This window comes from Propionivibrio dicarboxylicus, from assembly GCF_900099695.1.
Classification (GTDB): Bacteria; Pseudomonadota; Gammaproteobacteria; order Burkholderiales; family Rhodocyclaceae; genus Propionivibrio; species Propionivibrio dicarboxylicus.
Genome location: NZ_FNCY01000002.1, coordinates 302128 through 320538 on the forward strand (window position 1 = coordinate 302128; position 18411 = coordinate 320538).

The 18411-nt window shown below is 61.9% G+C and carries 19 protein-coding genes; 7 read left to right on the forward strand and 12 right to left on the reverse strand.

The window, feature by feature from the left end:
• The first annotated feature begins 136 nt into the window (after positions 1–136).
• A complete protein-coding gene (locus BLR25_RS04945) occupies positions 137–1369 on the forward strand; it encodes a cystathionine gamma-synthase family protein (RefSeq protein ID WP_091934542.1) in 1233 nt (410 codons plus the stop codon).
• 62 nt (positions 1370–1431) lie between these two features.
• On the opposite strand, the gene BLR25_RS04950 is transcribed toward BLR25_RS04945, so the two are convergent.
• The 3 genes from BLR25_RS04950 to BLR25_RS04960 form a co-directional block, all read right to left on the reverse strand.
• Complete coding sequence (locus tag BLR25_RS04950; protein WP_091934545.1) at positions 1432–2649, reverse strand: L-serine ammonia-lyase; 1218 nt, start codon at positions 2647–2649, stop codon at positions 1432–1434.
• A gap of 254 nt (positions 2650–2903) precedes the next feature.
• On the reverse strand, positions 2904–3467 hold the full coding sequence (locus BLR25_RS04955) for an acyl-homoserine-lactone synthase (protein ID WP_091934548.1): 564 nt from the start codon (positions 3465–3467) through the stop codon (positions 2904–2906).
• A 186-nt stretch (positions 3468–3653) separates the two neighbouring features.
• The gene (locus BLR25_RS04960; RefSeq protein WP_091934552.1) at positions 3654–4091 is read right to left on the reverse strand and encodes a DUF4902 domain-containing protein; all 438 of its coding nucleotides are present in this window, start codon (positions 4089–4091) and stop codon (positions 3654–3656) included.
• Between the two features lie 106 nt (positions 4092–4197).
• On the opposite strand from BLR25_RS04960, the gene BLR25_RS04965 reads away from it, so the two are divergent.
• Positions 4198–4914, forward strand: coding sequence for an autoinducer binding domain-containing protein (locus BLR25_RS04965; protein WP_091934555.1), 717 nt, complete (start codon positions 4198–4200; stop codon positions 4912–4914).
• A gap of 39 nt (positions 4915–4953) precedes the next feature.
• On the opposite strand, the gene BLR25_RS04970 is transcribed toward BLR25_RS04965, so the two are convergent.
• Positions 4954–6021 carry a GGDEF domain-containing protein gene (locus BLR25_RS04970; RefSeq protein ID WP_176785748.1) on the reverse strand — a complete coding sequence of 356 codons (1068 nt, stop codon included), beginning with the start codon at positions 6019–6021 and terminating at the stop codon, positions 4954–4956.
• 291 nt (positions 6022–6312) lie between these two features.
• Here BLR25_RS04970 and BLR25_RS04975 point away from each other — a divergent pair, with 291 nt between their 5' ends.
• Both BLR25_RS04975 and BLR25_RS04980 read left to right on the forward strand, forming a co-directional pair.
• A complete protein-coding gene (locus tag BLR25_RS04975) occupies positions 6313–7443 on the forward strand; it encodes a GGDEF domain-containing protein (protein WP_176785749.1) in 1131 nt (376 codons plus the stop codon).
• The gene (locus BLR25_RS04980) at positions 7440–7712 is read left to right on the forward strand and encodes a hypothetical protein (RefSeq protein WP_091934566.1); all 273 of its coding nucleotides are present in this window, start codon (positions 7440–7442) and stop codon (positions 7710–7712) included. Before BLR25_RS04975 ends, BLR25_RS04980 begins: the two co-directional genes overlap by 4 nt.
• A 9-nt stretch (positions 7713–7721) precedes the next feature.
• On the opposite strand, the gene BLR25_RS04985 is transcribed toward BLR25_RS04980, so the two are convergent.
• The 6 genes from BLR25_RS04985 to BLR25_RS05010 all read right to left on the reverse strand — a co-directional run bounded on the left by BLR25_RS04985 (position 7722) and on the right by BLR25_RS05010 (position 12938).
• A complete protein-coding gene (locus BLR25_RS04985; RefSeq protein WP_091934587.1) occupies positions 7722–8135 on the reverse strand; it encodes a GlcG/HbpS family heme-binding protein in 414 nt (137 codons plus the stop codon).
• A gap of 39 nt (positions 8136–8174) precedes the next feature.
• A complete protein-coding gene (locus BLR25_RS04990) occupies positions 8175–9209 on the reverse strand; it encodes a Gfo/Idh/MocA family protein (protein ID WP_091934590.1) in 1035 nt (344 codons plus the stop codon).
• 91 nt (positions 9210–9300) lie between these two features.
• Entirely contained in the window at positions 9301–10242 is a 942-nt protein-coding gene (locus BLR25_RS04995) for a transketolase family protein (RefSeq protein ID WP_218122628.1), read from the reverse strand.
• Positions 10243–10244: 2 nt separating this feature from the next.
• On the reverse strand, positions 10245–11069 hold the full coding sequence (locus BLR25_RS05000) for a transketolase (RefSeq protein WP_091934593.1): 825 nt from the start codon (positions 11067–11069) through the stop codon (positions 10245–10247).
• 50 nt (positions 11070–11119) lie between these two features.
• A complete protein-coding gene (locus BLR25_RS05005) occupies positions 11120–11983 on the reverse strand; it encodes a sugar phosphate isomerase/epimerase family protein (protein ID WP_218122629.1) in 864 nt (287 codons plus the stop codon).
• 169 nt (positions 11984–12152) lie between these two features.
• The gene (locus BLR25_RS05010) at positions 12153–12938 is read right to left on the reverse strand and encodes an HpcH/HpaI aldolase family protein (protein ID WP_218122630.1); all 786 of its coding nucleotides are present in this window, start codon (positions 12936–12938) and stop codon (positions 12153–12155) included.
• A gap of 199 nt (positions 12939–13137) precedes the next feature.
• On the opposite strand from BLR25_RS05010, the gene BLR25_RS05015 reads away from it, so the two are divergent.
• From BLR25_RS05015 to BLR25_RS05025, 3 genes are all read left to right on the forward strand, one after another.
• Complete coding sequence (locus tag BLR25_RS05015) at positions 13138–15066, forward strand: sigma 54-interacting transcriptional regulator (RefSeq protein ID WP_091934602.1); 1929 nt, start codon at positions 13138–13140, stop codon at positions 15064–15066.
• A 156-nt stretch (positions 15067–15222) separates the two neighbouring features.
• Positions 15223–15678: a disulfide bond formation protein B gene (locus BLR25_RS05020; protein ID WP_091934605.1), complete on the forward strand. Its 456-nt coding sequence runs from the start codon at positions 15223–15225 to the stop codon at positions 15676–15678.
• A complete protein-coding gene (locus BLR25_RS05025) occupies positions 15675–16331 on the forward strand; it encodes a DsbA family protein (protein ID WP_091934608.1) in 657 nt (218 codons plus the stop codon). The genes BLR25_RS05020 and BLR25_RS05025 overlap by 4 nt, the downstream gene beginning before the upstream one ends.
• 39 nt (positions 16332–16370) lie before the next feature.
• Here the strand turns inward: BLR25_RS05025 and BLR25_RS05030 are convergent, their stop codons facing one another.
• Both BLR25_RS05030 and BLR25_RS05035 read right to left on the reverse strand, forming a co-directional pair.
• Positions 16371–17876 carry a tripartite tricarboxylate transporter permease gene (locus tag BLR25_RS05030; protein WP_091934609.1) on the reverse strand — a complete coding sequence of 502 codons (1506 nt, stop codon included), beginning with the start codon at positions 17874–17876 and terminating at the stop codon, positions 16371–16373.
• A 29-nt stretch (positions 17877–17905) separates the two neighbouring features.
• Positions 17906–18370: a tripartite tricarboxylate transporter TctB family protein gene (locus BLR25_RS05035; protein ID WP_091934612.1), complete on the reverse strand. Its 465-nt coding sequence runs from the start codon at positions 18368–18370 to the stop codon at positions 17906–17908.
• Positions 18371–18411 lie beyond the last annotated feature (41 nt).

Sequence of the window (18411 nt, forward strand, 5' to 3'; positions counted from 1 at the left end):
TGTATTTCTTATGAGCTTATAGTCCCGATCCGCAGCAAGAAGCCGACGCGGCAAAAATGGCCCGGGCAACGCACAGCGGCAAAAAATAGACGACAATACGCGCTTGTCTTTTCCCCTCACGCACTTCACGTCGACCATGAAAGCATTCGGATTCACTACTGCCACCCTGCACAGCGACCGCGCCAAGCCGGTTGAGCACGGGGCCATCCACAAACCGATCCACAATTCCGCCGCCTTCGGTTTTGCCGATGTCGGCGACCTCGTCCGCGTTTTCCAGGGCGAACAGGCCGGCTTCGTCTACGGCCGCCAGGGCACGCCGACGACGGCGGCGCTCGAAGAAAAGATCACGCGCATGGAAGGCGGCATCGCCACCGCCACCTTCGGCAGCGGCATGGGCGCCATTTCGTCGACCCTGCTTGCGCTCTTGCGCGCCGGCGACCACTTCATCGCCAGCAGCTTCCTCTTCGGCAACACCACCAGCCTGTTCGAGACCTTCGCCCAGATGGGCGTTGCCGTCAGCTTCGTCGATGCCACCGACACCGCCCAGGTCGAAGCTGCCATCCGGCCTGAAACCCGCCTCGTCTTCGTCGAAACGATCGCCAATCCCTGCACGCAGGTCGCCGATCTCGCCGGTATCGGCCAACTCTGCGAAGCGCGCGGACTCGTCTACATCGTCGACAACACGATCACCTCGCCCTACCTGTTCCAGCCGCAATCGGTCGGCGCCTCGCTGGTCATCAACTCGCTGACCAAGTACATCGGTGGACACGGCAACGCCCTTGGCGGCGCCGTCACCGAAACCGGCCGTTTCGACTGGAGCCGCTATCCGAACCTTTACGACTACTACAAGAAAGGCAACCCGGCGACCTGGGGCATCACGCAGATCCGCAAGAAGGGCCTGCGCGACGCCGGCGCCACGCTCGGACCGGAAGCGGCGCACCACCTCGCCGTCGGCTCGGAAACGCTGGCACTGCGTATGGAACGCATCTGCGCCAACGCCCAACGCCTAGCCGAATTTCTCGACGCTCATCCCGGTGTCAGCCGCGTGTACTACCCCGGTCTTGCCGAGCATCCGCAGTACGAGCGCGCAAAAACGCTGTTCAAGGGCAACAGCGGCATCCTCTCGTTCGAACTCGTCGACGGTCGCGACTGCCTCGACCTCTTCCGCAAGTTCCGCGTCGTCATTTCATCGACCAACCTTGGCGACAACCGGACGCTGGCGATCCCGGTCGCGCAGACGATCTACTTCGAACTTGGCCAGGCGCGCCGCGCCGAACTCGGCATCGCCGAATCGCTGATCCGCGTCTCGGTCGGCATCGAGGACGGCGACGACCTCATCGCCGATTTCTCGGCCGCGCTCGAAGCCTGACGTCGATCGCCGCTCGCCACTGAAGGCCGCCCGCCGCAGGGCGGGCGGCCTTCATGCAAAAATCATTTCAAGTCACGCTGCAGGCGAACGATCTTCGCCAACCCGCCGGCGGCCGTCTCGCGATAGCCGGAATTGAGATCGCGCCCGGTTTCCCACATCGTCTTCACCACCTCATCGAACGAGACGATATGCCTCCCGTCAGAGAGCAGCGCATAGGCGGCACAGTCGACGGCACGCACGGCAGCAATCGCGTTGCGCTCGATGCAGGGAATCTGCACATAGCCGCCAATCGGATCGCAGGTCAAGCCGAGATGGTGTTCGAGCCCCATCTCAGCGGCATATTCAACCTGACGCGACGAACCGCCGAGCAACTGGGCGGCGGCGGCGGCCGCCATGGCACACGCGGTACCGACCTCACCCTGGCACCCCACTTCAGCGCCGGAAATCGAAGCATTGCGCTTGACAAGATTGCCGATCAGGCCGGCCGTCGCCAATGCGCGGGCGACCTTTTCGTCGGAAAGCGCCGATTGCTGCTGGAGGAAGAACAACACGCTGGGCAAGACCCCACAAGCCCCACAGGTCGGCGCCGTGACGATCGTCCGTCCCGACGCGTTTTCTTCGGACACCGCCAGCGCATAGGAAAAGAGCAAGGCCGTCTGGCCGAAATACCCGGCCATGCTGCCGGCCCGGGCGTGGTAGGACGCGGCCTTGCGCGGCACGTTCAGGTCGCCCGGCAACTTGCCTTCGGCATCGAGTCCGCGTGCGATGGTCGCCTGCATGGTCGACCAGATATCAGCAAGAAACGGCCAGATGGCCTCGCCCTCGCACTGCCCGACGATTTCCCACAAGGACAGGCCGTCGCGGTCGCACTGCGCCAGCACTTCCTGCAACGAGGCGAAGGGATAGACGGCAGGGCCGCCACCGGCACGCCCCTCGGCATCCATCAGCGCTCCACCACCGACTGAATAGACGACACGCGCGGCGAGCACATTGTCATCATCATCAAGCGCCTCGAACTGCAAGCCATTGGGATGGCGCGGGAGAACCGTTTCCGGCCGCCAGCATATCTCGGTCGGCAGAGGCAGGAACGGCTCGCTGACCGCCCGATCAGTGAGGTGTCCTCGCCCGGTTGCGGCGAGGCTCCCGAACAGGGACACGCGAATCCTGCAGGCATTGCCGGGCAAGTCTGAACGAAAGGATTCGGCAGCAAACCGCGGCCCCATCGTATGACTGCTCGACGGACCGATTCCCACCCGAAAAAGCTCGCGAAGTGATTTCATCCAATGCCATCCCAAGGCAAAAGCCACAAAAAATGGAATGCCCGGAACCGCCCCGAAAATTAGCGTTGGCGCACCCGCCGGACGTTCGCACTATAGCGCACTGGCGTATCGACGTAAGCGATGATATTGGCAAAAAAAGACGGGGCATGAACTCGGGGGATGTTCATGCCCCTAAGAGCCTATTTCGATAGGGATCGTGGGCCGCGAGCCCTACCGAAATAGGCTCTAAGTCAGACTGGGCGATCGTTACTGCGTTACAACTGATCGATCTCAATCCAACAGGCAAAAAGAGGGTGACCACCGACAACCAACGGCGGCCCGGCGCGGTGGGCGCGAAAACCCGCATGGCGCAGCAAGCGCTCGACGCCCAGCGGAGAAACAGTAATCAGCCTTTTCGCCCCCAAGCCTGAAGCCGTCTCGATCGCCCCTTTGAGAAGAGCGACGGCAATGTGTGACGAGAACTGGCCGCTCTGAATACAGGAAGCGGCAGAAACATCGACGGCGGCAAAGCGAGAAAGCTCCCAGATATCCGGAGACGAAGGCGGAACGGCACCGTTGAGCAATTCCGGAAAGACTTCGGCGAGCAAATACGGCCGAACCGTCGGTAACAAGCGCGCGCACCCGCTGATGCGATTGCTGTCATCCCGGGCAAGGACGTAGACCGTATCCTCACGGTCGAACTGGTCCCGTTCGAGGCGATCCGGCGTCGCCAGATCGGACCAGCCGAGCATTTCGACGAAAACCTCATGACGATACGACGCCAAGCCACGATACAAACCGGCCGGCAAACCAGCGCGCATTCCAGAAAGAATATCCATTTCAACCTCGCCGCAATGCTTAACGAGGCTTCATTAGAGTACCTTTCTGCGCTTGTCCGAAACTGACAGATCTGACAGGAGAACAAATTATTTACAAAAAATCAATTTGTTACAGCGCATACAAAACAACACGGAGATCCGCGAAGTATCAATAACTGTGATTTTGTACCAACTATTTCCTATTTATCAGGAATACCGCATGGCAATATGATCCCGGACAGAAGCCTCCCATGCCTGTCGGTCGATCCAGAGGACAATACATGTTGCAGTCGCCTCGTCACCCAAATCGCGACCACTCACCGGATCAATAAGCATCATGTTTGATCGCGGCAAGCCATCACGAACGTATCTCGGCACCCCGGCGGTAATCCGCAACGACCAATCCCAGCCGATCGATACCGCGGGCTGGGAGGTGGACACCCATTCCGTATACCCAGTGATTGCCGCCCGAGCGCCACATTCGGCAACACGTTCGACCGGATCCGTATCAACCCCTGAGAGGAAATGCCTCATGGACATGGACAGAAACTCCGAAGTCGAAAGACGCACATACCCATCCTGAGACAAGACTGGAAGAGAAACTGGCTCATCGTCGGACATGTTTTTCAAGAATGATTGCGTCATTTCTAGTCACCGTCTCATGGGATTCACGCACACACTACCTGACTGCCCAGCCGGAAGCCAGTGCCAATACTAACAACCCTAAGGGCTGAAAAGCAGGAGAAGTCACATGATAAAAGAATGGGAAAACGAACTGCTGCACCGCTTGCGCAAGGCAAGTTTCGAGCAGCAACTGATCGAGGAACTCAAGGCAGAAGCGGGCAACCTCGGCTTTGACCATTGCAACTATGGCGTTCGCCTTCCCCTGCAACTGAGCAAACCCAAGATCATCATGTTCAATACGTATCCGATGACATGGCAGAAACGATACCAGTCACGGAACTACCAACGTATCGATCCAACCATTCAGCATGGCGTACGCTCCCAGACGCCACTCATCTGGACTGACGAGGTCTTTCGCAACACACGGGAATTCTGGGAAGAAGCGCGCGGCTATGGCCTGCGCTACGGCTGGTCACAATCGACGGTCGGACCGCAAAGTCTGCGCGGAATGCTGACCTTGTCGCGTCGACACGGTTCGCTGACCGCGTCGGAAATGAACGCGCACGGCTACCAACTGGTCTGGCTGACGCAAGTGGTGCATCAATCCATGAGCAAACTGCTCTCGGCCAGACTGCTTCCGGAAGCCCATGTCGATCTGTCGTTACGCGAAAAGGATGTCCTGCGCTGGACTGCGGAAGGCAAATCCTCGTTGGAAATCGCCGACCTCCTCAACATCACCGAGCGTACGGTCAATTTCCACATCGCCAACATTCTGAAAAAAATGAACTGCGCCAACCGGACCGCTGCCGCAGTGCGCGCCACGCTGCTCGGTTTGCTCGATTGAACGAGCATCACGACGTCACGACATCCGGCCATACCGCGCTCAGGAGGCCGTCGCAAGCGTTACGCAGTTTCGCCCCTTGCATTTCGCCGCATACAGGGCGGCGTCACCCCGCGCCAGGAAGGTCTCGGCCGACTCGCCCGGACAATAGCTGGCCACGCCGAACGACACCGTCACCTGCGCCATTTCCTGTTGAGTATCTGTGCGTCGTATACGACAGCCTTCAATGGTCGAACGGATCTTTTCGGCAACCGAAAGCGCACCATCGATCCGCGTATCGGGCAGCAGCACGACAAACTCCTCTCCACCGAAACGTGCCGCCGTATCCTTGCCCTTGACGTTGGCGCGCAGGATCTGCGCCACCGCCCGCAGCACCTTGTCTCCCATCAGGTGTCCGTACGTATCGTTGACCCGCTTGAAATGATCGATGTCGGCGAACAGCAGACAGGTGCCATGCCCCTCGGACGCCTCGTCGCCCAGGCACGACGCCAACGTCATTTCGAATCCGCGGCGGTTCATGAGCCCGGTCAATTCGTCGGCCAGCGCCTCTTCGCGGGCGCGGGTAACGTCCTGTTGGAGCTTTTCGATCTCCTTCTGACTGGCATCGAGGCGCGCTTGCAGCGTCGTGATCGCCTCTTGCATTTCGCGCGTGCCTGACAACAGCGTGTCGATTTCTGCGCTCGGCACGGCCGATGCGGCCTCCTGCTCTTCGGTCCACCGGGCCAGCGTCGTGCCGAAACGATGCGCCGACGCGCCCGCGCTGGCGGCATCCTGCGACACATCGTCCATGACTTTCTTGAAACCGGTGGCGACGTGGTGGGCGACGCGCTGGTCGCGTTCGGCCACATAAGTCCGGAACAGCTCTTCGGCGCTTGCGTTAGTGAGTGTCTGTCCGCGACCGATAAACTCGTCGATGGCCGCCCGCAATGGCGGATTTATGCCCGCAACATATTCGTACCAAAGGCAATAGGAAACGGGATGAAACGGCACCGCCTGCCTCGACATCAATGGAATGGCGAGTCTCAGGTATTCGGCACTCTGCTCTATCGTCTCTTTATACCGAACCACAGGGAAATTCCTTTGTGAGAACGCGTCCGGCGCCCGGAACACTGACCCCGTTATCATATCAGCATCGCTACCCCCCAGCCAACGCGATCACGCACAAAAGAGTCCTCGCACGAGCGTTGCGCCGGCGCGGGCGCCGCTATAATGCGCAGGTATTTTTCAGGGGTTCGACACGGTGGGTTTTCAATCAGGCAAGGATTGCGCAAGAAGCCGGCAAGACACATCGCGCTGCGATGCTGCTGCCGTACTGCCATCCGGGCTTTCCGCCGACACCGCCATGCGCCACCGCCCCTCGGCCCACCGGCATTGCCTCGTGCCTGCCGCGGGGGTACTCCCGTGAATTTCCGCGCGCTTCTCAACGGCAAGGTCGAATTCGACGATAGCGAAGAATATCTGGAATTCCGCTTCCGCCTGCTCAATGCCGTGATGCTGACCGGCATCTTCTTCTCGGCGCTTTTCGTCGCCATCGATCTCGCCGGCATCAACAGCCTCGGCTACCGGCAACTGGTCGCCACCGAGATCAACTGTGCCGCGTCCGTCGCCCTCTTCCTGACCCTGCGTGACCACAAGAAGCGTTTCCTGCCGGTCGCGGCGCTGTTCGTCGCCGTCAATTTCCTGACCTTCCTTTCAGCGCTCGTCTTCGCCCTGGCCGACGAATTGCGGGTCATCTGGTTCTTCGTCTGCGTCATCTCCGTCTATATCCTGCTGGGGGTTCGTGCCGGCATCGGCGTCACGCTGCTGACGATCGTCTGCATCGTCTTCGCCAACCGGCTCATCGACGCGCCGTTTTCCGGCAACGCCATGACCACGCTACTCATCAGCCTGAGCACCATGAGCGTGATTTCCTGCGCCTATACGCTGCGTACGCTGTCGTTCTTCGATCGCATGCGCGCCACCACGATCAAATTGCGCGAACTCGCCGAAAAGGACCCGCTGACCGGCGTCTATAACCAGCGTGCTTACTACCAGGTCACCCACAAGATGATTTCGCTGGCGCAGCGTAACGGCAAGCCGTACTCGTTGCTGTTCATCGACCTTGACCACTTCAAGGCGATCAACGACGGTTACGGCCACGAAATCGGCGACGCCGTCCTGCGCAATGTCGCCAATACGCTGGTCACCCAGTTGCGCCAGAGCGATGTGCTCGGCCGCATTGGCGGCGAGGAATTCTCGATTTTCCTGCCCGACACGCCCTTGATCGGCGCCACCGCACTCGCCGAAAAGCTGCGCAAGGAGATCGCCCAGCATAGCCACCGTCTCGACGACAGCCAGTCGATCCATGTCACGGTCAGCATCGGCGTCGCCGGACATCGCCTCGCGGACCGCTCGATCGCCGACATCCAGCGCCGCGCCGACCGCTTCATGTACCAAGCCAAGCGCCAGGGAAGGAACCAGACGGTCGCCGAGTCCGACCCGCTCGGCCAGTCCGCCAATGACGAGCAGATCGACGCCAGCACACTGCAATGACCACGACATCGACACCTGCAAGCGACAGCGCCACACCGATCGAGCGTTTCGAACTCAGCCCCGGCGTCTTCGTCTATCGCGCCCACAACACCGAAGACGAAGCATCCTTCCTGTGCCCGACCTGTTTCGAGGCCGGAACAACGTCGATACTGCGGCGCAGCGAAGCGACGCTGACCGTGCATCGGGTCTGCGACCGCTGCGACGCGCGCTTTCTCGAACGCAAGAAACCGCTGACGAATCTCGCAATGAGTCCCTGGAGCGGCTTCTAACGGGTGTGATCAGCCCAGCAGCGGCTGGACGAACGCCGCCGCCTCGCGGGCGACGAAAGCATCCTCGTCAGCCTTCATGCCGCTCACGCCAAGCCCGCCGACGAGTTCACCGGCCGCATTGCGCAGCACGACACCGCCCGGCAGCGCCGTCATCTTCGCATCGCAGAAATAGGCAATCGACAGGTTCTCGCGCTGCAAGCGAGCGAGGAAAATGTCCGTATCGACGCCCATGCGCACCGCCGTGTAGGCCTTCGCCTGCGAGATTTCGACGCTGCGAAACAGACCGCCCTCGACCCGGCTGAAAGCCATCAGCAGACCGTTGGCATCGTAGACCGCCACACACGCCGGCTTGTCATACTCGGCGCGAGCCACTTCGATCGCCTTGTCGATAGCCGCCTGAGCCGTTTTCAATGTCAAACCCATAATATTCTCCCAACGCCTGAGCCACATGATCGACGCGCATCAGTCGAGATACAGCGTCTTGCCGGCCGACAGCAGTCCGGCCTCGTAAATTCGCATCAGTTCGAGCGAGTCCTCGAGCGTCCCCAGTTCGGGCTGGCGGCGCGCTCGAATGCAATCGCAATAGTGCATCATTGCAAAAACCATACCCTGGGTAAATAGCGCCTTGTTTTCGAGCGTCGCCAGGCAGTTCGACGGCTCCCAGACGACGGCGCCGCTGTCGTCCCCCTCGGGCGCATAGTTCGTCGTTTCCTTGTACACGAACGGGATACCCCGCTGCAGCGTCACGCGTGCGTTGTCGATCTCGAGTTGCCAGTGCTTGCCGTAGACGCCATAACGCTCGAAGCGCGGCGACGGTCCGGAGGCGAGATGGAGATTTCCGACCGCACCATTGGCGAACTGCAGCATCAGCACGCCATGTCCGCTGGCGTTGCACAAGGCGGTCACGCTCGCCACGCGACCGCCGACGGCTTGCAGGAACGACAGCGGATGGACGCCGTTATTGAGCCAGTTGCTGACCTGCGGACTATCGAGTACGGCAGCGCCGTCGGCAGGAATCGTCATTGGATAGACGGCGAGCACCGACTGCAACTCACCGTATTTCGGCGAGTTCACGATTTCGACAGCCTTTCGCGTCGCCGGCGCGAAGGCTTTTTTGTAACCGGTGACGACGACGCGGTCGCCGCGATGCGCCATGATTTCCCGCACCTCGTCGGCACGCATGCCGATCGGCTTCTCGACCCAGACGTGCTTGCCGGCATCGAGCGCCTCGATCATCAAACGAGGATGCAGTTGTGGACTCACGCAAATGAAGACAGCATCGATCGCCTCGGCGTCGTACATCTCGGCCGGCGTCCGGTAATGCCGGCAGCCGTACTGCGCGGCGGTCACGCCACCGACCGCCGCATCGCGGTTGCAAACCGCCTTGAGCCGGACCGGGAGATAGTTCAGGGCCGGCAGAATATTCCGATAGCAATGCGAACCGATACCGATCACACCGACATTGATCGGCTCGGCGAACTCCCGCTGATACGTCATGACACGCGCTCCCCGGCCGCGCCGGCCTGTCGTCATCGCACACGCCCGTCGCGCCCCGGCGGTTGCCGGAGCGCCCGGGCAACACCACCTGCTATTTCCGCGCCAGCACCCGGCCGACCGCCGCAACCACGTCCTTGGCCGTCAGCTGATACTTGGCCGCCAGTTCCTCGGGCAGGCCGCATTCAAGGAAAGTGTCGCGGATGCCCATCATCTCGACCGGCACCGGCCGATGGCTGACGAGCAACTCGGCCACCGCGCCACCGAGTCCGCCGGCCAGTTGCGCCTCGTCGATCGTCACGATCGCACCGGTTTCCTTCGCCGCCGCCAGTACCGCCGCTTCGTCGAGCGGCTTGATCGTGTGCATGTTGATCACCCGCGCCGAAACCCCCTGCGCAGCCAGAAGGTCGTGCGCCAGCAAGGCTTCGTAGACGAGCGGCCCGGCGGCAATGATGCTGACATCGGTGCCCGGCTTCAGCACGACGGCCTTGCCGATCTCGAACGTATCGTTCTCGTCGGTAAACACCGGCGTCGCCTCGCGCGCGAAACGCAGGTAGCACGGCCCGTCCATCTTCGCCGCGGCAAGCGTCGCCCGTTTCGCTTCATTGGCATCGCAAGGCAGAATCACCGTCATGTTCGGCAGCACGCGCATCAGCGCCACATCCTCGAGCGACTGGTGCGTTGCGCCGTCGCCGCCGGCCGAGATGCCGCCGTGGGCGCCGGCGATCTTGACGTTCAGCTTCGAATAGCACACCGTCGTGCGCACCTGATCCCAGGCGCGCCCGGCGACGAACACCGCGTAGGTCGTCGCGAACGGGATCTTGCCGCCCAGCGCGAGGCCCGCCGCCGTGCCGATCATGTCCTGCTCGGCGATGCCGATGTCAAAAAAGCGATCGGGATACTTGGCCTGGAACCAGTCCGACCGCGTCGATTTGGCGAGATCGGCATCGAGCACGATGACATCCGGATTGGTCGCCCCGAGTTCGACAAGCCCATGGCCGTAGCCATCCCGCGTCGGCAACATCTTCACGCTCATGATCAGTTCCCCTTCCCGTAAATGTCGGCCAGCGCCTGCGCCATTTCTTCCTGATTGCACGGCTTGCCGTGCCAGCCGGCGACGTTCTCCATGAACGAAACGCCCTTGCCTTTGACCGTCTTCATCACGATCACCGAGGGTTTGCCCTTGGTGCGCCTGGCTTCGTCATAAGCGGCCAGCATTGCCGCGACATCGTGACCGTCGGCCTCGATGACGTGCCAGTTGAACGAGCGCCACTTGTCGGCGAGCGGCGCGAGTCCCATCACTTTCTCGATGTCGCCGTCGATCTGCAGGCCGTTGTAATCGACGATGCCGCAGACGTTGTCGAGCTTGTAGTGGGCGGCCGTCATCATTGCCTCCCAGATCTGCCCTTCCTGCAATTCGCCGTCGCCCATCAGGCAGTAGGCCCGGTACGGCTTGCCGTCGATCTTGGCAGCCAGCGCGAAGCCGTTGGCAACCGACAGTCCCTGTCCAAGCGAGCCGCTCGACACCTCGATGCCCGGCAGCGTCTTGCACGACGGATGCCCCTGCAGGCGCGTGCCGAGCTTGCGCAGCGTCAGGAGTTCCTCGACCGGAAAATAGCCGGTGCGCGCCATCGTCGCATAGACGACCGGGCAAGAATGGCCCTTCGACAGGAAGAACCGGTCGCGTTCGGACCATGACGGATCCGACGGCCGGTGATTCATGACATTGCAGTACAAGGCGACCATCGCCTCGACCGACGACAGACTGCCGCCCGGATGGCCCGAGGCCGCCGCATTCGTCATCCTGACGATGTCGGCGCGGACGTCGCAACAGATCTCCTTGAGGCGTTCAACGCTTTCCATATTCATCCCTTTCCCTGTGACGTGTTCTTCTGGTTCGACCGGCATGCCGCTCAGACGCGCTGCCAAGCCAGGTTCAGCACCCGTTTGGCATTGGCGACGACCAGATCGGGATCTTCGTCGCCGACTGGCTTCACCTCGAAACTGACGATCGGACGCTTCTCTTTGCTGAGGAAGCCGATCGCCAGCAGGACGCGCAGATATTCAACGAGTTGGTCGACGTCGTTCTCGCCGCCGGGAAAGCCGAAACGCGGATGCGCATCGCCATACGCCGGCCAGCTCGGATCCCTGACGACGCAATTGCCCATGTGCGCGTGAATGATGAAGTCCTTGATCGGGATCAGCGACTCGAAGGGCGTCTCGTGCAGCAGCGGGATATGACTGAGATCGACCATCAGGCCGAAGTTGTCGAACTCGGCACATATCTCTTCGGCATAGCGCCGGGCAAGCGCCGCCGGTCCGATCAGCGACTTCTTGTCGACGTCGAAATCGAAGACTTCGAGCGCCACCTTCAGGTCGCCCTTGGATTTGGCATAGGCGCAAAGCTCGCGCGTCGACGCGACGAGCGCGCGATAGGCGTCCTCGAGTCGGTCTTCCGGGTACTTGCCGCTGAGGAAGGCGAAGCCCTTGGCGCCCATTTCATACGCCTCGTCGATGCCAGCCTTGAGATTGGCGAGCGCCTGCTGCCGCCCGGTCTCATCGAGGTCGTTGATATTCATTCCGGTGGTCAGCAGGCGCGGTTGCGCGCCATAGGCCACATCGATATGCGACGTGTCGATCATCTTGCGGACGTTCCGGCGCACCGCCGGGTCCTTGATCCAGGTGATCTCGACGGCATCGAAATAGTCATCCACCGCGATCTTCCGGAACGTTTCCTCGATCGGTCCCTCCCCCTTGATTACGTTTGGATACGCCATGAAATGAATCAGGCCTACCCGCATATACGCACGCATCGATTCGTTCATTGCCTCGCCCGCCTCCCTGTTGATGACGACACTTTGGGCACGCGTGCCGCCAGGACGCGCGTGCCCCCCAGGCCGGATCCCCGTGACGGCAATCCAACCAATCCCTGTTCTTTTCCGCCGCCTACTTCGCCGGCGCGAAGCCAGCCACCTCGGCGATCGTCGCCCGCGCCGCCCGCATCATCATTTCGACGTCGTTGCCGCACAAATTCAATGTCATGCCCTTCTCGATCCATGGCTTGAGACCGGCCGACGCCATCAGGTGGATGCCGGAGAACTTCTCGAACCGGCGCGCCGTGGCGATAACATGATCGAGCGCAGCAATGAAGTCCGGATGGGTCAGCTGACCGTAGATGCCCATGTTCTGGCTGAGATCGTTCGGGCCGATGAAGGCGGCATCGATGCCGTCGATCGACAGGATCGCCTCGACGTTGCTGACGCCGAGCGGCGACTCGATCTGGGCCATCAGGAGCGTCTCGTCGTTGCTCTGGCGCATGTAGTCCACCGCGCTCTCGATCTTCTCGAAGCCGGTATGCGGACGCAATAGAGAGACGCCGCGCCGTCCCATCGGCGTGTATTTCGAATATTCGACGAGCGCGCGCGCCTGTTCGGGCGTGTCGGTGTTCGGCAGGAGCAGGCCGGCGGCGCCCATCTCCATGAACTTGAGCACGACTTCGCGCTTGGCTTCCGGCACCCGAACGACGCCGGCGATACCGATCTCGCGCGCCATCGCCAGGATGTTGGCAACGGCCCCGTAATGAAAGGCGCCGTGTTCACAATCGACGATGAAGTAATCGAAACCGCACACCTTGAGCAGTTTGGCGATTTCGGGATTGTCGAACACCGTGATCATCGTTCCGAGAACACGTTCGCCCCGCCGCAGGCGCGCTTTAAGCTGATTTTTTTGCACAGAAACCTCCTGGTCGTAAGATCGCATCGATAAAGTCGAGAAAAAACGAGCAAGGGCCATGCCACGCTTGGAAACATGCGGGTTTGCGCCGAAAGCACCGGTATTCGCCACAGCGACACCCGGCCTATCGCCACACAACTCTGTAGCGCGTGCAACACTTTGTGTCAGATAATGCGGCACATCCGAAAAAGGAGACGCCGTGCCGAAAATCGTCCTGATCGCCCCCGACAAGCAGGTCTTCCTGCAAGGCAAACAAGTCATCGGCGAACTCGATCCGGAGATCGAAACCGACCTTTTCCTCGCCCGCGAAGACCGTGCCGTCTCGCTCGCCCGCAAGCTCGAGAACAGCGACACGGCGGTCATCATCTCGCGCGGCGGCACGGCGCGGATGATCGTCGAAGCCAACATCCGCATCCCGGTCGTCGAAATCCCGGTCACCGCCGAAGACCTCGTCTTCATGATGCGCGAAGCGAAGCGGCTGACGCAGAAGGAACATCCGCGCGTACTGATCGCAGTGTTCAGCAACTGGCTGCGCGACGCCATGACAGTGGCCGAAGTGATGGGCATCGAACTGACCGTTTTTCCGCGCAGCAGCGGTGCCGCGACCGACAACACCATCGCCCGCATCGCCCGCCTGGCACCGACCGATTTCGACATCGTCATCGCCGGCAAGGGCACGCTGATCACCGCTGCCAAGCGCGGTTTCAAGACCCTGCCGCCGAGCACCGGCATGGTGGCGATGAAGAGCGCCTTCCTCGAGGCCCAGCGCGTCGCCCTCGGCCGCAAGCTCGAGAAGGAGCATGCGCAACGCTTCACCACGCTCGTCCAATCGAGTTCGGAAGGCATCATCAGCGTCGACCAGGACAAAGTCATACAGGTGCTCAACCCGGCGGCCGAGCACTTCCTCAACTGCAGCGCCGACGAAATCATCGGGCAGCGGCTCGACGACTGCCTGCCTTTCGCCAACATCGATCCTTGCCTGGAAAAGGCGCAGGAGACGATCGGCCAGACGGTGCAATGGGGCAAGAGCTGGCTCTCGTTCAACATCGCGCCGATCAGCGTCGACAATGCGATCACCGGCGCCATCATCACGCTGCAGGACGTCACCCGCGTCCAGGAGATGGAGGCCCGCTACCGCAACGAGGTGCTGGCGAAAAAATTCGTCGCCCGCTACACCTTCGATCACATCGCCGGCAGCTCACAGCGCATCGAGGAAGCCCGGCGGATCGCCGCCGAAATGGCGGCAGTGGACGCTTCGGTGCTGATCAGCGGCGAATCGGGCACCGGCAAGGAGCTTTTCGCCCAGAGCATCCACAACGCCAGCGCACGCCGCAACGGCCCCTTCGTCGCGCTCAACTGCGCGGCACTGCCGCCGAACCTGCTCGAGAGCGAGCTGTTCGGCTATGTCGAAGGCGCATTTACCGGCGCGACCAAGAAGGGCAAACCCGGCCTCTTCGAGATGGCGCACCGCGGCACGATTTTCCTCGACGAGATCTCGGAGATGGACAAGTACGGCCAGAGCCGACTGCTACGCGTACTGCAAGAAAAACAGGTGATGCGCCTGGGCGATGACAAGAACATCCCGGTCGATGTGCGCATCATCGCCGCCACCAACCGCAACCTCGGCACGGCGATCGACGAAGGCCTGTTCCGCCAGGACCTCTACTACCGGCTCAAGGTCCTGACGTTGAAGCTGCCGCCGCTGCGCGCCCGCACCGGCGACATCCAGCTACTGGCCGAGTCCTTTGCCCGCAAATACAACCAGCTGCACGGCAAGCGGCTCAAGATCACCCGCGACGCCTTCGACGCACTGGCGCGCTACGCCTGGCCGGGCAACGTCCGTGAACTGATGTTCTTCATCGAGCGACTCGTCGTCATCGCCAACGAAAAGATCGTCACCCCCGAGGTCATCACCAAGTACTGGGAAGACAGCGACGACGACATCGCGCCGCACGCGCTGAAGAAGCCGAGCTTCTCGCCGGCCGCGCCCGAGGAAAACGAGCGCGACCGCATCCTCGCCGCCCTGCAGGACTGCCGGCACAACAAGAAACGTGCCGCCGCCGCGCTCGGCATCGACCGCTCGACGCTCTATCGCAAACTGCGGCAGCATGGCATCGACGCCGGATGAGGCGCTTCCGCCCATCCGCCCGCGCCGGCTGACAAAATTGTCATTTTGGCGTCACCCGTTTGTCGGCCGCGAGCCCCTAAGATAGCAACAGGCTCGACAAGCGGGCGCACGCGTTTTATCTTCGCGCACCGGACCGAATAACAAGCCACTTCATCGATGAACACGCCCAAACACTCCGATTCGCCTGAAAACCCGGTATCTGTCGGCTGGGCGCTGGCTTTCGCCGCCTGGCTGATTGCCGCAGTCTCGACGCTGGGATCGCTCTTCCTCGGCGAAGTGATGGGTCATACGCCCTGCGTGCTCTGCTGGTACCAGCGCATCGCCATGTATCCGCTCGTCCTGATCCTCCCGGCCGGACTGTTCCCCTTCGACCCGCGCGTCGTGCGCTACGCATTGCCGCTCGCCATGCTCGGCGAGTGCCTGGCGCTCTACCATCTGGCACTCGTCGCCGGCTGGATTCCCGAAGCGCTCAAGCCCTGCCAGCAAGGCGTGCCGTGTTCCGACGCGCAATCGCTCTGGTTCGGTTTCGTCTCCATTCCGCTGCTTTCCGCGATGTCATTTTCATTGATCGCCGCCTTGCTCCTGGCGACTCATTTCAAGGAATCCAAATGAAACAGAAAACCGTCTTCATCGCCTCCGCGATCGCCCTGCTGCTTGCCTTTGTCGCCGGCGTGCTGTTCTACCAGAACCAGCAGGAAAAAGCGGCCAACGAGAAGGCAGAAGCCAATCGCGCCATTCTCACCCGCATGCATTCGCCGACCCTTGGCAGCGCCAACGCGCCGGTGGTCATCGTCGAGTTCCTCGACCCGGCCTGTGAAACCTGCGGCGCCTTCTATCCGCGCGTCAAGAAAATGATGGCCGAGCACCCCGACAGGATTCGCCTGGTGCTACGCCACGCGCCGTTCCACCGGGGCTCCGACAACGTCGTCGCGGCACTCGAAGCCGCGCGTCGGCAAGGCAAGTTCTGGCCGGCGCTCGAAATCCTGCTGGCCAACCAGTCCGACTGGGCGCAGAACCACACGGCCAACATCGACCGGGCGTGGAAATACCTGGAACGCGTCGGACTCAACATGGAACAACTGGCGCTCGACATGCGCTCGCCGGAAATCGCCAACGTTATCACGCAGGACCTCGCCGACGCCAAGGCGCTCGGCGTCACCATGACGCCCGAGTATTTCGTCAACGGCAAGCCCTTGCCGAGTTTCGGCTTCGAGCAACTGAAAGACCTTGTCGACAAGGCGCTTGCCGAGACGCGCGGTCGCTGAACCGGCAGGAACGGCGCGGGACCGCCGCGCCCGCCCGCCTCAATCCTCCTCGACAAACACCTCCTCGCGTTTCTTGCGCAGCGCCGGCAGCAGGATCGAGGTCATGATCAGCACGGCGAAGACCAGCATCGTCGCGCTGATCGGCCGGGTCACCAGTACCGCCGGACTGCCTTTCGAAAGCAGCAGCGCGCGGCGCAGGAACTCCTCCATCATCGGCCCGAGGATGAAACCGAGCAGCATCGGCGCCGGCTCGCATTCGAGCTTGCGGAAGAGATAGCCGAGGCAGCCGAATCCGGCCATGAAATAGACGTCGAAGGTCGTGTTGGCGAGGCTGAACACGCCGATCGCGCAAAAGACGATGATCGCCGGAAACAGCAGATGGTAGGGCACCGACACCATGCGCACCCAGAAGCCGATCAGCGGCAGGTTGAGCACGACCAGCATCAGGTTGCCGATCCACATCGACGCGACGAGGCCCCAGAACAGCTCGGGCTGCTCGGTCATCACCGATGGTCCCGGCTGGATGCCCTGGATGATCATGGCGCCGATCATCAGCGCCATGACCGGATTCGACGGAATGCCGAGCGTCAGCATCGGTATGAACGATGCCTGCGCGCCGGCGTTGTTGGCCGCCTCCGGCGCGGCAACGCCTTCGATCGCGCCCTTGCCGAAATTGGCGGCGTTGCGCGACAGCTTCTTCTCCATCGCATAGGCGGAAAAGGACGAAAGCATTGCACCGCCACCGGGCAGGATGCCGAGGATGGCACCGAGCAAGGTGCCGCGGCAAACCGGCGCGGCGATCGCCTTGCAGTCCTCGCGGCTCAACATCAGGCCGGTGACCTTGGAGATGCTGAGGTTGCGCTCGCTCTCCTTTTCGAGGTTGCTCATGATCTCGCCGAGGCCGAAGACGCCCATCGCGACGATGACGAAATTGATCCCGTCCATCAGTTCCGGCAACTCGAAGCTGAAGCGCGCCGTGCCCGAATTGACGTCGGTACCGACGATACCGAGCAGCAGGCCGAAAACGATCATGCCGAGCGCATTGAGCAGCGAACCGTGGGCGAGCACCACCGAGGCGACGAGACCGAGCACCATCAGCGAGAAATACTCGGCCGGCCCGAACTTCAGCGCGACTTCGGCGAGCGGCGGCGAGAACAGCGCGATCAGCACGGTCGTCACGGTACCGGCGAAGAACGACGCGATCGCCGCCGTCGCCAGCGCCTTGCCGGCGTGGCCGCGCCGCGCCATCTCGTAGCCGTCGAGCGCAGTGACGACCGACGAGGACTCGCCGGGCAAATTGACGAGGATCGCCGTCGTCGAGCCGCCGTACTGGGCGCCGTAGAAAATCCCCGCCAGCATGATCAGCGCCGACACCGGCGGCAGGCCGAAGGTCAGCGGCAACAGCATGGCGATCGTCGCCGCCGGCCCGAGGCCGGGCAGCACGCCGATCGCCGTGCCGAGCGCAACGCCGGCGAGGCAATAGAGCAGATTGACGATGCTGCACGCAGTCTCGATGCCGAGCAGCAGGTTGCCGAAGAGTTCCATGACTTTGTCCTTTCCTTCCGGGCGCCGAATCAGCCGCCGAACCACTCGCCGAGCAGCGGCAGCGGCAAGCCGAGCCCCTTGACGAAAACGAGCACGCAGAACGCGATCAGCGCCGCCGCCAGCGACAGCGCTTTCGGGTCGGCCGAGAAACGCGTGCTTGCCGATGCGCTGCCGAGAATCAGCACCGCCAGCGCGACGACAAAGCCGGCACGCGGCAAGAGCCAGGCGAATGCCGCCGTTGCCGCAACGATGCGTAACACCGGTTTCCAGGCGAAGGCGCCGAACGCCTGACCCGGCGTGCGCAGACCCCGCCACATCGCCAGTACGCCGAACAGCACCAGCAATGCCGACAGCATGGTCGGAAAGTACCCGGGCCCCATACGGCTCGCCAGCCCCATCGAATAGTCGCGCGCGAGCCACCAGGCCGCGCCGCCGAAACCGACGTACAGCACGCCGGTCCAGAAGTTTTTCGGACTCCTGATCGTGATCGACATCTCTTTATCCTCCCTGTGCAATCGTCATTGCCGGCGGTATT